This window comes from Streptomyces sp. NPDC002870 (assembly GCF_042888505.1).
GTDB lineage: Bacteria > Actinomycetota > Actinomycetes > Streptomycetales > Streptomycetaceae > Streptomyces.
This window is the reverse complement of sequence record NZ_JBIAPW010000022.1, coordinates 109,482-123,106: the sequence shown is the minus strand read 5'-3', so window position 1 is coordinate 123,106 and position 13,625 is coordinate 109,482. Positions and strand designations below refer to the sequence as shown.

The window sequence follows — 13,625 nt, the reverse complement described above, 5'->3', positions numbered from 1 at the left end:
CGACCATCAACACCATGGTCGACCAGCTCTCCGCCTTCGCCGACGAGGTGACAAGGGTCGCCCGCGAAGTCGGCACGGAAGGCAACCTCGGCGGCCGCGCCCAGGTCCGCGGCGTGTCCGGCGTCTGGAAGGACCTGACAGAGAACGTCAACTTCATGGCCGACAACCTGACCTCGCAGGTCCGGAACATCGCGCTCGTGTCGACTGCCGTCGCCCAGGGCGACCTCGGCAAGAAGATCACGGTCGAGGCGAAGGGCGAGATCCTCGAACTCAAGTCGACCATCAACACCATGGTCGACCAGCTCTCCGCCTTCGCCGACGAGGTGACAAGGGTCGCCCGCGAAGTCGGCACGGAAGGCAACCTCGGCGGCCAGGCCCAGGTCCGCGGCGTGTCCGGCGTCTGGAAGGACCTCACGGACAACGTCAACTTCATGGCGTCCAACCTGACGTCCCAGGTGCGGAACATCGCCCAGGTCACCACGGCCGTCGCCAACGGCGATCTCTCGAAGAAGATCACCGTCGACGCCCGCGGCGAGATCCTGGAGCTGAAGGACACCGTCAACACGATGGTGGAGCAGCTGAGCGCCTTCGCCGACGAGGTGACAAGGGTCGCCCGCGAGGTCGGCACGGACGGCCGGCTCGGCGGCCGCGCCCAGGTCCTCGGCGTCACGGGCTTGTGGAAGGACCTCACCGACAACGTCAACTACATGGCCGACAACCTCACTTCTCAAGTGCGGAACATCGCCCAGGTGGCGACGGCCGTCGCCCAGGGCGACCTCTCCAAGAAGATCGACGTGGACGCCCGAGGCGAGATCCTGGAGCTCAAGACCACCATCAACACCATGGTGGACACGCTCTCCTCCTTCTCCTCCGAGGTCACCCGGGTGGCCCGCGAGGTGGGCTCGGAGGGACAGCTGGGCGGCCAGGCACGCGTCGAGGGCGTGTACGGCACCTGGAAGCGGCTCACCACCAATGTGAACGAGCTCGCGCTCAACCTCACCACCCAGGTCCGAGCCATCGCCGAGGTCGCTTCCGCCGTCGCCCAGGGCGACATGTCCCGCTCCATCACCGTGGAGACGCGGGGTGAGGTCTCCGAGCTGAAGGACAACATCAACCTGATGGTGTCCAACCTCCGTGAGACCACCCGCGCGAAGGACTGGCTGGAGTCGAACCTGGCCCGTCTGGCCGGTCTGATGCAGGGCCACCGCGACCTGATGGAGGTCGCCGACCTGATCCTTCGCGAGCTGACCCCGCTGGTGAACGCGCAGTTCGGCGCCTTCTTCCTGGCCGACCCCGACCAGAACGGCACTCCGTCCCGTACGACGTCCACCACCAAGGGACTGGCCTTCATCGCCGGTTACGGCTCAGCGCAGTCCTCCACCGTCGACACCACCGGCATGCCGGGGCACGGCCTGGTCCGGCAGGCGGCCCTGGAGAAGAAGCGGATCCTCCTGGAGGAGGCCCCGCCGGACTACATCAAGATCAACTCAGGTCTTGGCGAGGCGTCCCCCGCCAGCGTCGTGATCATCCCGATCCTCTTCGAGGACAAGCTGCTGGGCGTCATCGAGCTGGCGTCCTTCTCCCGCTTCTCCGACGTCCATCTGGCCTTCTTCGACCAGTTCGTCAACACCATCGGCGTCGCGATCAACACCATCATCGCCAACTCCCGTACGGAGTCGCTGCTGGGCGAGTCCCAGCGGCTGGCGGTCCAGCTCCAGGAGCGCTCCGACGAGCTCCAGCGCCAGCAGGCGGAACTGCAGCGCTCGAACGCGGAGCTGGAGGAGAAGGCGGCGCTGCTGGCGACCTCCTCGCAGTACAAGTCGGAGTTCCTGGCGAACATGTCGCACGAGCTGCGCACCCCGCTGAACTCCCTGCTCATCCTGGCCAGGCTGCTCTCCGACAACCCCGACGGCCATCTGTCCGACCAGGAAGTGCAGTTCGCCACCACGATCCACCGCTCGGGCTCCGATCTGCTCCAGCTGATCAACGACATCCTGGACCTGTCGAAGATCGAGGCCGGCCGGATGGACGTACGCCCGAAGAAGCTGCCGCTGATCAAGCTGCTCGACTACGTCCACGCCACGTTCCGCCCGATCACACTGGACCGGGGGCTGGCCTTCGAGGTCGGCGTCGGCGAGGACGTGCCTCGCGAGATGTACTCCGACGAGCAGCGGCTCCAGCAGATCCTGCGCAACCTGCTGTCCAACGCAATAAAGTTCACCTCCTCCGGCCGCGTCGAGCTGAGTGTGAACAGGGTCAAGGACCCCGATGACAAGCTCCTCAAAGGCACGGACGACCTGATCGCCTTCGCCGTCACCGACACCGGGATCGGCATCGCCCCGGAGAAGCTTCCGGTGATCTTCGAGGCATTCCAGCAGGCCGACGGCACCACCAACCGCAAGTACGGCGGCACGGGCCTCGGCCTGTCCATCAGCCGGGAGATCGCGGGGCTGCTCGGCGGCCGCATCATCGCGGAGAGCGAGCCGGGCCGCGGCTCCACGTTCACGCTGTACGTACCCGTCCTCTATCCCGGCCAGGTGGGCGGCGACAGCGACGGCTCGTACGACGGCCATGTTCTGCACGACGGGCATGTTCTGCCTGGCGGGCATGTTCTGCACGGTGTCCCTGACATTCACGGCGTCCCTGACATTCACGGCGTGCATGACATTCATGGTGTCCCTGACCTTCATGGTGTCCATGACGTCCATGACGTGCCGCTGCCGTCGGCGGAGCGGCATCACGCCGAACACCTTCCGCGCCAGGAGGTGGACGACGGCTGGCCGACGACGACCAAGCTGGAGGAGTGGAAGTCGGGCCGCGCGGGCCGCATCCTGTCGGGCCGTCGCGTCCTCATCGTCGACGACGACATCCGCAATGTCTTCGCGCTCACCCATGTGCTGGGCCGGGTGGGCATGCCCGTGCTGTACGCGGAGAACGGCCGTGAGGGCATCGAGACGCTGGAGCGCAACCCCGACGTCGAACTGGTCCTGATGGACATCATGATGCCCGAGATGGACGGGTACGAGACGATCGAGGCGATCCGGCGCAGCCCGCTCTGGACGGCCCTGCCGATTGTCGCCCTCACGGCCAAGGCGATGCCCGGGGACCGCGAGAAGTCGATCGCGCAGGGCGCCAACGAGTACGTGCCGAAACCCGTCGACGTGGACCGTCTGCTCACGGTCGTCTGCGCCCTCCTCGACCCTGAGGGCGGGCAGGCCGAACCGGGCGTCCAAACGGCCGGAGATCCACCCGCGATACCGGGACAGCCAACCGGCGATGGAGAGCCGGCTGTCCCGCCGACCATCACGTGAGGCAGACACGATGACCACAGAGGCGACCACCACCGACCGCGCGAGCATCCTCCTCGTGGACGACATGGAGGACAACCTCGTCGCCCTGGAGGCAGTACTGGGGTCCCTCAACGAACCGTTGGTCCGGGCGCGTTCCGGGGAGGAGGCGATGAAGGCACTGCTGCGGCAGAAGTTCGCGGTGGTGCTGCTGGACGTACGGATGCCGGGCATGGACGGCTTCGAGACGGCGTCCAACATCAAGCGTCTCGACCAGACGAAAGACGTCCCGATCATCTTCCTGACCGGGACGGAGGCGGACAGCGGCTATGCGTTCCGGGGGTATGCGACGGGTGCGGCGGACTATCTGACCAAGCCCTTCGACCCTTGGGTACTGCGGGCGAAGGTGAATGTGTTCCTCGATCTGCACCGCAAGAACCGCCAGTTGGAGCGGCTGCTGGCGAGTGAGCAGGAGCAGCTGGGGCAGATCGCGAAGCGGCTGACGGCGATAGAGACGGAGCTGGGGCGGAGCGGCCCGAGCGATGTGCCGGAGCTGCGGGTGCAGTTGACGCGGATAGAGGAGGCCATGAGGGAACTGCGCCGCGGACGGAGCCAGTAGGCTCGCCCGCTCTGTGTCTTGTCCTCAATCGCCGGACGGGCTGGCTGTGTCCTGTCCTCAATCGCCGGACGGGCTGAGGTTCAGCCCGTCCGGCGATTGAGGACCAGGGTCCGGGGCGGAGCCCCGGCGGCGCGGGGCTACGCCTCGCGGGAGCCCGCGTACATGTCCTCGATCAGGTCCTTGTACTCACGCTCGACGACCGGCCTCTTCAGCTTGAGGCTGGGCGTCAGTTCGCCGTGCTCGATGTCCAGGTCGCGCGGGAGCAGCCGGAACTTCTTGATCGTCTGCCAGCGCTGCAGCCCCTCGTTGAGCCGCTTCACATAGCCCTCGATGAGCTGCTCGGCCTGCTTTGTGGCCACCACCTCGGCGTACGACTTGCCGTCCAGGCCGTTCTCCTTGGCCCAGCCGAGGATGGTCGGCTCGTCCAGCGCGATCAGCGCGGTGCAGAAGTTACGGTCCGCGCCGTGCACCAGGATGTTGGAGACGAACGGGCACACCGCCTTGAACTGGCCCTCGACCTCCGCCGGCGCGATGTACTTTCCGCCGGACGTCTTGATCAGGTCCTTCTTGCGGTCCGTGATCCGCAGGTACCCGTCCGCGGACAGCTCGCCGATGTCCCCGGTGTGGAGCCACCCGTCGGACTCCAGGACCTCCGCGGTCTTCTCCGGCAGCCGGTGGTAGCCCTCCATGATGCCGGGGCCGCGCAGCAGGATCTCGCCGTCGTCCGCGATGCGCACCTCCGTGCCGGGCATCGGCTTGCCGACCGTGCCCGTGCGGTAGGCCTCACCCGGGTTGACGAACGACGCCGCGCTGGACTCCGTGAGCCCGTAGCCCTCCAGGATGTGGATCCCGGCGCCGGCGAAGAAGTAGCCGATGTCGGGCGCGAGCGCGGCGGACCCGGAGACCGCGGCGCGCAGCCGGCCGCCGAAGGCCTCGCGGAGCTTGGAGTAGACGAGCACGTCGGCGACCTTGTGCTTGGCGGTCAGCCCGAAGGGCGCGGAAGCCGTGCCCGTGCGGCGGAAGTTGTCCTGCGCGGCCTTCGCGTATTCGCGCGCGACTCCGGCCGCCCACAGGAAGATCTTGTACTTCGCGCCGCCGGCGGCCCGCGCCTTGGCCGCGACACCGTTGTAGACCTTCTCGAAGATGCGCGGCACGGCGGCCATATAGGTCGGCTGCACGACCGGCAGATTCTCGATGATCTTGTCGACGCGGCCGTCGACAGCGGTGACATGGCCGACCTCGATCTGCCCGGAGGTCAGCACCTTGCCGAAGACGTGGGCGAGCGGCAGCCACAGGTACTGCACGTCGTCCTTGGTGATCAGGCCGGTCGCGGCGGTGGCCCTGGCCATGTACGACCAGTTGTCGTGCGGCAGCCGCACGCCCTTGGGCCGTCCCGTGGTGCCCGAGGTGTAGATGAGCGTCGCCAGCTGGTCGGCGGTGATCGCCGCGACCCGCTCCTTGACCGCTTCGGGGTGCTTGTCGAGGTACTGGGCACCGCGCGCCTCGAGATCGGCGAGCGAGAGCACCCATCCCTCGGGGTCGTTCTCGTCCGGCTCCACGCCCGTCATGTCGAAGACGACGACGTGCCTGAGCTCCGGCAGCTCGGCCCGCCGCTCACGCGCCTTGGCCAGCTGGGTCGCGTCCTCCGCGATCAGCACCCGGCTTTCGGAGTCGGCGAGGATGTACGCCGACTCCTCGGCGTTGGTGGACGGGTAAACGGTTGTGGTCGCGCCGCCCGCGCACATCACGCCGAGGTCGGCGAGGATCCACTCGACCCGGGTGGCGGACGCGAGCGCGACCCGCTCCTCGGGCTGGACGCCGATATCGACCAGACCGGCCGCGATGGCGTAGACCCGCTCGGCGGCCTGGCCCCAGCTCAGCGACTTCCAGTCGTCGGGACCGTGGCCGGCGGCGGGAGCCACCGGATAGCGGTAGGCCTCCGCGTCCGGCGTAGCCGCCACACGCTCGGTGAACAGGGTCGCCACGGAGGGCGGTCGGTTCTCGATCAGGGTATTGGTGTCGCTCACGACGTCCTCCGGGCCTGCGGCAGCACTGCAACTGGCGGGTTGTTTAACTGGCGAGTAACCATCGAGCCGTGATCAGGGTAGAGCGCACAATGCCGGTGCGTAAGAGGCTGCGGGCTGCCGCTTGATAACGAACAGGCCTGCGCCTCCTTGGCTGGAAGCCATCGTCGGTGTATCCCTCACCTACCGGGTCCTGTCTCCGCAGACACGCCGAAAGCGCCCGTCCGGACCCCCGGTCGGGCGCTTTCGCGTGACGTGCGGTGCGTGCGGGGCGCGATGTGGCGCGATGTGGCGCGACGTGCGGCTATGTCATGGCCGCGGCTGCGCTACTCCTCGGGAAGGGGTCGCTCAGCCGCGCCACTTCTTCGCCTTGCCGCGCCACTTCTTAGCCTTACAGCGCTACTTCTTCGCCTTGCCGCCGCTCTCGTCGCTGGAGAGCACCGCGATGAAGGCCTCCTGAGGAACCTCCACGCTGCCCACCATCTTCATCCGCTTCTTGCCTTCCTTCTGCTTCTCCAGCAGCTTCCGCTTACGGGAGATGTCGCCGCCGTAGCACTTGGCAAGGACGTCCTTGCGGATGGCGCGGATGGTCTCGCGGGCGATGACCCGCGAGCCGATGGCGGCCTGGATGGGCACCTCGAAGGCCTGCCGCGGGATGAGCTCCCTGAGCTTGGCGACGAGCCGCACGCCGTACGCGTACGCAGCATCCTTGTGCGTGACGGCGGAGAAGGCGTCGACCTTGTCGCCGTGCAGCAGGATGTCGACCTTGACCAGGCTGGCGGACTGCTCGCCGGTGGGCTCGTAGTCGAGAGAGGCGTAGCCGCGGGTCTTGGACTTCAGCTGGTCGAAGAAGTCGAAGACGATCTCGGCGAGGGGGAGGGTGTAGCGGATCTCGACCCGGTCCTCGGAGAGGTAGTCCATGCCGAGCAGCGTGCCGCGGCGGGTCTGGCACAGCTCCATGATCGAGCCGATGAACTCGCTCGGCGCGAGGATCGTGGCCCGTACGACCGGCTCGTGCACCTCGGAGATCTTGCCCTCGGGGAACTCGCTCGGGTTGGTGACGGTGTGCTCCGCGCCGTCCTCCATGGTCACGCGGTAGACCACGTTGGGGGCGGTGGCGATCAGGTCCAGGCCGAACTCCCGCTCGAGCCGCTCGCGGATGACGTCCAGGTGCAGCAGACCGAGGAAGCCCACGCGGAAGCCGAAGCCGAGGGCCGCGGAGGTCTCCGGCTCGTAGACCAGCGCGGCATCGTTGAGCTGCAGCTTGTCGAGGGCCTCGCGAAGGTCCGGGTACTCCGAGCCGTCCAGCGGATAGAGACCCGAGAACACCATCGGCTTGGGATCCTTGTAGCCGCCCAGCGCCTCGGTCGCGCCCTTGGTGAAGGAGGTGATCGTGTCACCGACCTTGGACTGCCGGACGTCCTTCACACCCGTGATGATGTAGCCCACCTCGCCGACGCCGACGCCGTCGGCCGGGGTCATCTCCGGGGACGAGACGCCGATCTCCAGCAGCTCGTGGGTGGCGCCGGTGGACATCATGCGGATGCGCTCGCGCTTGTTGAGCTGACCGTCGATGACACGGACGTACGTGACGACACCGCGGTACGAGTCGTAGACCGAGTCGAAGATCATCGCGCGGGCCGGGGCGTCGGCGACACCGACCGGGGCGGGGACGTCGCGGACCACGCGGTCCAGCAGTGCCTCAACGCCGATGCCCGTCTTCGCCGAGACCTTGAGGACGTCCTCCGGCTGGCAGCCGATGAGATTGGCGAGCTCCTCGGAGAACTTCTCCGGCTGGGCGGCCGGCAGGTCGATCTTGTTCAGGACCGGGACGATCGTGAGCTCGTTCTCCATCGCGAGATAGAGGTTGGCGAGGGTCTGCGCCTCGATGCCCTGGGCGGCGTCGACCAGCAGGACGGTGCCCTCGCAGGCCGCGAGCGAGCGGGAGACCTCGTAGGTGAAGTCCACGTGCCCGGGGGTGTCGATCATGTTCAGGATATGAGTCCTGGACTGGTCGGGGCCCTCGGAAGGAGCCCAGGGCAGCCGTACCGCCTGGGACTTGATCGTGATGCCGCGCTCGCGCTCGATGTCCATGCGGTCGAGGTACTGAGCGCGCATCTGCCGCTGCTCGACCACTCCGGTCAGCTGGAGCATCCGGTCGGCAAGGGTCGACTTGCCGTGGTCGATGTGCGCGATGATGCAGAAATTGCGGATCAGCGCCGGGTCGGTACGGCTCGGCTCGGGCACGTTGGTAGGAGTCGCGGGCACGCAGGGTCCTGATTCTTGAGACGCCGGGCGTCTCGTCTCGGGCGATGTCGGATCGGGATCGATACGTAGAGCTTCTATGGTCCCACGGCTGCCGGGCAGCGCTCGGTTTGGGCCGCTCGACGGGCGACTGGTAGCCTGGGCAGCTGTGTCTCGTGGCCTCTCAAGTACGAGAACACACACTCAAAGATCATCGAACCTGAAAAGGCTCTTTCGTGGCGAACATCAAGTCCCAGATCAAGCGGAACAAGACGAACGAGAAGGCGCGCCTGCGTAACAAGGCCGTCAAGTCGTCGCTCAAGACCGCGATCCGCAAGGCCCGTGAGGCTGTCGCCTCGGGCGACGTCGAGAAGGCCAATGTGGCCGTCCGTGAGGCGTCGCAGAAGCTCGACAAGGCCGTCTCCAAGGGTGTCATCCACAAGAACGCCGCCGCCAACAAGAAGTCGGCGCTGGCCTCCAAGGTTGGCTCCCTCAAGGGCTGAACCTCTTGATTGTCGCCGGTAGGGACTCAGCGGGCCCTCTCTTCCGCTCCTGATCCGGCACCCTCAGCGCCGCACGCGGCCTGCGTTCGCCACGCGGGTGCGGCGCACATTGTTTGAGCTGTGAGCCCCAGTGGCTGTCCTTCCCCAGGACGGCGACCGGGGCTTTCGGCGTTGTGGGGGCGAGGCCGAGCCGGGCCAGGCTCGGCTCGGCTCGGATCAGCGTCGGGAGCGTGCCGCGCGGGCGATCGCCACGACCGCCTTCTCCAGCGCGTACTCCGGGTCGTCACCCCCGCCCTTCACCCCCGCGTCCGCCTCCGCCACCGCACGCAGCGCGACCGCCACGCCGTCCGGCGTCCAGCCCCGCATCTGCTGCCGCACCCGGTCGATCTTCCAGGGCGGCATGCCCAGCTCACGCGCGAGATCGGCGGGCCGCCCGCCGCGGGCCGACGAGAGCTTGCCGATCGCCCGCACCCCTTGCGCCAGAGCGCTGGTGATCAGGACGGGCGCGACCCCCGTCGACAGCGACCAGCGCAGCGCCTCCAGCGCCTCCGCCGCACGCCCCTCCACCGCGCGGTCGGCGACCGTGAAGCTGGAGGCCTCGGCCCGGCCGGTGTAGTACCGCCCGACGACCGCCTCGTCGATCGTGCCCTCGACGTCGGACGCGAGCTGCGAGACCGCGGCGGCCAGCTCCCGCAGATCGCTGCCGATCGAGTCGACCAGAGCCTGGCACGCCTCAGGCGTCGCCGACCGCCCCAGCGCCCGGAACTCGGACCGTACGAACGTGAGCCGCTCCGCGGGCTTCGTGGTCTTTGGACAGGCGACCTCGCGAGCCCCCGCCTTGCGGGCAGCGTCCAGGAGGCCCTTGCCCTTCGCACCGCCGGGGTGCAGCAGCACGAGGGTGATCTCCTCGGCGGGCGCGTCGAGATACGACTTGACGTCCTTGATGGTGTCCGCGGACAGGTCCTGCGCGTTCCGCACGACGACGACCTTGCGCTCGGCGAAGAGCGACGGGCTGGTCAGCTCGGCCAGCGTGCCCGGCTCAAGCTGGTCGGCGGTGAGGTCGCGTACGTCCGTGTCCGCGTCGGCGGCCCGGGCGGCCGCCACCACCTGCTGCACGGCACGGTCGAGGAGCAGGTCCTCCTGGCCCACGGCGAGCGTGACGGGGGCGAGGGGATCGTCGGTCGAATTCTTCCTGGTGGCCATCGCGGTCCAGCATCCCACGCGCCACTGACACCGCCCTCCGCGCTCACGGCTCTTCGCGCCAGCCGTCCCACTCCCCCGCGAACTCGTCCAGCTTCGCCGGGTCCAGCCGCCCGTCCGGGTCCTCGACGACCAGCAGCCACTGGGCGTCCTCGGCGTCGTCCTCGCCGGCCAGCGCGTCTCGCAGAAGCAGCGGCTCCTCGGCGACGCCGAAGCGGTCGCCGAGCGCCTCGGCCGCATCCTCCGCGGCATCGCGGTCGGGCAGCACCAGTACATGTCTCACAGCACTCACAAGGACATTGTTCAGGTCGCCCCGCCCGGCACTGTCGGCAGGCGGTCGAGCTGCAGCCCGAAGTGATCGCGGTACGCCGCGAGCACCGCGGCGTCGTCGGCCAGCGCCCGCTCATGCCGCTCACCGCGCACGGTGGTGACCAGTTTGCGGCCGCTGAGCGTGATCCGTCCCTCGGCGGTGAGCCGGGAGCAGACGACGGACTGAGTGAAGTGCGAGTCGGGAGAAGTGCGGTGCCACCAGGCCCCGGCCCGGAAGTCGTCGAGGACGCGGGGCCTTGTGTCGAGGCGGAACTGCGGCTTGCCGTCGCGGTAGACGTCGAGGTCCCCGTACTGAGAGGCCTCGACGATCCGGAACGTACCGGCCGGATCCTTCTGATCGCCCCGCTCGCCGAACACGAGCGGATGGTGGCTGTGGTCGCCGAAGCCGACGTCGGCCAGCCAGGGGCCGGTGGAATCCACCGTCTCGACGAGCAGGGCGAGATGGTCGTACGGGATGCCGAGCCGGCCCTGGTCGCCGAACACGCGCCCCTGGAGGAGGGCGACGGTGAACCCGAGGTCGCGCAGCAACGCGGCGAAGGCACCGTTGAGTTCGTAGCAGAACCCGCCCCGCCGCGCGTCCACGATCTTGGCGAGGAGCGCCTTCTCCTCCAGCACGATGTCCTCGCCGAGGTGGATGGAGAGGTTCTCGAAGGGCACTGCCCGCAAGTGCCGCAGCTGCAGATCGCGCAGCGCGTCGGCGTCGGCGCGCTCGGGGCGGCTCGCATCGATACGGCGGAGGTAGGCATCCATGGGACGAGTGTGTCCCGAGGGGCGCCCGCGCACCATGGCTCCCTGGTCCTAGGTCTGTCGCCCGAGGCCCGAGCGGGCGGGGGCGGGTACGGCGGCGGACAAGGGGGCGGATGCGGCGGTGGACAAGGGGGCGGATGCGGCGGTGGGTCCGGGCCCCGAGGGACCGCCCGCAGACCTCGTCCGGCGCCTCCCGCAACCGCGATCGCCCCGTCCGTGTCGGTACGCAGCACCACCGCTCCCCCTGCCTTCAGCGCCGCGACCGTACGGGGCGCAGGATGGCCGTACATGTTGCCGCGGCCTGCGGAGATCAGGGCCAGCCGCGGGCGCACGGCACGCAGCAGGCCGGGATGCTGGTGGGCGGAACCATGGTGGGCGACCTTGAGGACGTCGACCGGTGGGAGCGCCGGATGGGCCCGCAACAGCCCTCGCTGGGCCGGTGGTTCGAGGTCGCCGAGAAGCAGCACGGTGGGACCGCCCTCGACCCGTACGAACAGCGTGACGCTGGCGTCGTTGGGTCCCTCCGGGACGGGACCGGAGCCGAGGCCGGGGCCGGAGCCGGGCCCGAGGGCTGTCCGCGGCCACAGGACCTGCCAGGCGAGCGGCCCGACCCGGCGCCGCTCCCCCGGTCCGGCGCGGATCACGGCCACCCCGGCCACAGTCGCCGTTCTCCGTACGAATTCACTCTGGTCCCGCGGCTCGTCGAACGTCGTCGTCTGCACCGCACCGACGGCCCTGCCCCTCAACACGCCGGGCAGCCCCCGGACGTGGTCGGCATGGAAATGCGTCAGAAGGACCAGCGGAACCCGGGTGACGCCCAGTTCCCGCAGACAACGGTCGGCGAGTTCCGGGTCGGGGCCCGCGTCCACGACGACGGCCGCGCCGGCACCGGCCGCCAGCACCGTGGCATCGCCCTGCCCGACATCTTCCCTGTCAAGTCTGTGCGTGTTGCGGCAGCCTTCCTGACTTCCTTCTTCTCCTGCCGCCATGGTGACGCTCAGTAGAAGGGGACAGCTCCGCAGCAGGCAGAAGGGGCCGTTGACCGGGTGGGTTCTCACTACACGATGAGGAGGCCGTCCTGTGCGGGGTGGAACTGATCAGGGCGGCGATGCGCAAGGTGGCTCGTCAGCTCGGTTGGAAGGTCACCACGATCGGGTGGATCGGCACCCGCTTCGGCACGATGGTCGCCGTCCAGGAAACCCGAGACGTCCCTGAGGAGTGCCGGGTAGCGGTCGACGCTCCACACCTATGGCACACCACGCGACATCTACGAGGCCTACACGGAAGATCACGGCAGAGCTCGGCTCTGAGCGGCGAACCGGCTGGCACCCCGTAGAAGTGGTGCGCCGCATCGCCGGGATCACCCCATCGGCTCGCTCGCAGGGCTTCCCGCTGAGCGCCGGCGCCCTCGGATCTCGCCGAGAGCAACCACCAGCGTCGCGACATTCAGAGGGAACGCCACGGTTGAAGCGATCACCGTGATTCCGGCGGCCCGGGTGAGACTGGCGGCCAGTGCCGCGCACAGCAGCGCAGCGGGCAACAACCGGCGCCACGTGGGCAGGTTCCGTATGCGCCACACGCGTACGCAAAGGATCACATTGAGCGTCAGGAAAGCCACGGCCCAGGCGGCAAGCACAACCAGGGACAGCGACATCGGCTATCTCCAGAGCAGAAGGAATTTCATGCCGACCAGACTTCCCGGCTGACCTGCCGTGATCCTAGGGTGCGCCTGTGCCCGGCAATAGCGGCGCCCCGGCCTGGAGCAAGGTCCATGGGACGATCCGGCCGGTCACGGCCGAGTCGTGCCGCCGTAGCCGTCCGACGCTGCGAGGAGCTCATGCAGAAGATGGGCGGCTGTGATCACCCCGAGCAGGTGGGTGCCGTCCTTGGCCTTCTCGGCCACGGCCACCAGCGGGCTGCGGACCCGTGCCATGAGCGCCGCCACTTCCAGCGCGGTGTCATCGGGATCCGCGATGGGCGGCGGGGAGGCGGTGCTGGGGAGGCAGTCGCCGACACTGCGTCCGACCAGGTACTGGCACAGGCGGTCGGCGTGTTTCTCGTCGACGACCGCGGCCAGAGTCGGGTCCTCGATCACGTACTCGGGCACCAGGACCTTGACCATCTGGGAGGCGGGCAGGATCGCCTTGGGTTCGCCGTGCTCGTCCAGCACCAGGAGCCCGGGGAGTTTGTGCTCGGCCATCAGCCGGGCCGCCTCCAGCGCGTCGCTGCCGACGCTCACCGATTCGTACTCGACTGCCAGGTCTCGTGCGCGCACGGCCGGCTCCTCGTCTGCTCGTCATGTCCCTGTTCCCAGCGTCGGTCATCACCGGGCTCCCGGCGATGACCTTGACGCGACGCATACGGTCCGCCGGCCCCGTTTCATTCCCGCCCCTTGCCGGCTTGGTCCATGAGCCGGTCGACGATGAACGCGGTCAGGATCCCGCCCAGCAGCGCCCATATGGCATGACCCGGACCCAGTCCACTGACGGCCACCGCTGTGCCGAGGGCAGCGGCGGACGCGGCACCCGTCATCACCGCCGCCGTGTTGGTCAGGAACCGCCATTGCTGTCGAGCGGTGCCGGGTCGGCGTATTTCACCGAGCGCGGCACGGATGACGAGTGCTGCGACGGCGACGCTGCAGCCGAGTGCCGCTTGGGTCCATGTGGTCATC

At 68.5% G+C, this 13,625-nt stretch carries 11 protein-coding genes and 1 pseudogene; 3 read left to right on the top strand and 9 right to left on the bottom strand.

What is annotated here, in order from left to right; genetic code table 11:
* Both ACFYWY_RS24965 and ACFYWY_RS24960 read left to right on the top strand, forming a co-directional pair.
* Nucleotides 1–3,311, top strand: a 3,311-nt coding sequence (locus ACFYWY_RS24965; protein ID WP_389190235.1) for a HAMP domain-containing protein, incomplete at its 5' end; no start/stop codon positions are given.
* A gap of 10 nt (nucleotides 3,312–3,321) precedes the next feature.
* Complete coding sequence (locus tag ACFYWY_RS24960) at nucleotides 3,322–3,906, top strand: two-component system response regulator (RefSeq protein ID WP_389190234.1); 585 nt, start codon at nucleotides 3,322–3,324, stop codon at nucleotides 3,904–3,906.
* Between the two features lie 137 nt (nucleotides 3,907–4,043).
* Here ACFYWY_RS24960 and ACFYWY_RS24955 read toward each other — a convergent pair whose 3' ends face one another.
* Together ACFYWY_RS24955 and lepA are read right to left on the bottom strand one after the other, a co-directional pair.
* On the bottom strand, nucleotides 4,044–5,933 hold the full coding sequence (locus tag ACFYWY_RS24955; protein ID WP_389190233.1) for an AMP-dependent synthetase/ligase: 1,890 nt from the start codon (nucleotides 5,931–5,933) through the stop codon (nucleotides 4,044–4,046).
* A gap of 396 nt (nucleotides 5,934–6,329) precedes the next feature.
* Complete coding sequence (lepA, locus tag ACFYWY_RS24950; protein ID WP_389190232.1) at nucleotides 6,330–8,198, bottom strand: translation elongation factor 4; 1,869 nt, start codon at nucleotides 8,196–8,198, stop codon at nucleotides 6,330–6,332.
* A gap of 212 nt (nucleotides 8,199–8,410) precedes the next feature.
* On the opposite strand from lepA, the gene rpsT reads away from it, so the two are divergent.
* The gene (gene rpsT, locus ACFYWY_RS24945) at nucleotides 8,411–8,677 is read left to right on the top strand and encodes a 30S ribosomal protein S20 (RefSeq protein ID WP_307663582.1); all 267 of its coding nucleotides are present in this window, start codon (nucleotides 8,411–8,413) and stop codon (nucleotides 8,675–8,677) included.
* A gap of 216 nt (nucleotides 8,678–8,893) precedes the next feature.
* Here rpsT and holA read toward each other — a convergent pair whose 3' ends face one another.
* The 7 genes and pseudogenes from holA to ACFYWY_RS24910 all read right to left on the bottom strand — a co-directional run bounded on the left by holA (nucleotide 8,894) and on the right by ACFYWY_RS24910 (nucleotide 13,624).
* Complete coding sequence (gene holA, locus ACFYWY_RS24940) at nucleotides 8,894–9,880, bottom strand: DNA polymerase III subunit delta (protein WP_389190231.1); 987 nt, start codon at nucleotides 9,878–9,880, stop codon at nucleotides 8,894–8,896.
* Between the two features lie 43 nt (nucleotides 9,881–9,923).
* The gene (locus tag ACFYWY_RS24935) at nucleotides 9,924–10,169 is read right to left on the bottom strand and encodes a hypothetical protein (protein WP_389190230.1); all 246 of its coding nucleotides are present in this window, start codon (nucleotides 10,167–10,169) and stop codon (nucleotides 9,924–9,926) included.
* Nucleotides 10,170–10,180: 11 nt separating this feature from the next.
* Nucleotides 10,181–10,957, bottom strand: a complete 777-nt coding sequence (locus ACFYWY_RS24930; protein WP_389190229.1) for an arylamine N-acetyltransferase — start codon at nucleotides 10,955–10,957, stop codon at nucleotides 10,181–10,183.
* A 152-nt stretch (nucleotides 10,958–11,109) separates the two neighbouring features.
* A pseudogene (locus tag ACFYWY_RS24925) lies at nucleotides 11,110–11,880 on the bottom strand (ComEC/Rec2 family competence protein); the annotation flags it as partial.
* Nucleotides 11,881–12,314: 434 nt separating this feature from the next.
* A complete protein-coding gene (locus tag ACFYWY_RS24920; RefSeq protein ID WP_389190228.1) occupies nucleotides 12,315–12,608 on the bottom strand; it encodes a hypothetical protein in 294 nt (97 codons plus the stop codon).
* Nucleotides 12,609–12,743: 135 nt separating this feature from the next.
* Nucleotides 12,744–13,229: a CBS domain-containing protein gene (locus ACFYWY_RS24915; RefSeq protein WP_389190227.1), complete on the bottom strand. Its 486-nt coding sequence runs from the start codon at nucleotides 13,227–13,229 to the stop codon at nucleotides 12,744–12,746.
* Between the two features lie 104 nt (nucleotides 13,230–13,333).
* Nucleotides 13,334–13,624 carry a hypothetical protein gene (locus ACFYWY_RS24910; protein ID WP_389190226.1) on the bottom strand — a complete coding sequence of 97 codons (291 nt, stop codon included), beginning with the start codon at nucleotides 13,622–13,624 and terminating at the stop codon, nucleotides 13,334–13,336.
* Between the last annotated feature and the right edge of the window lies 1 nt (nucleotide 13,625).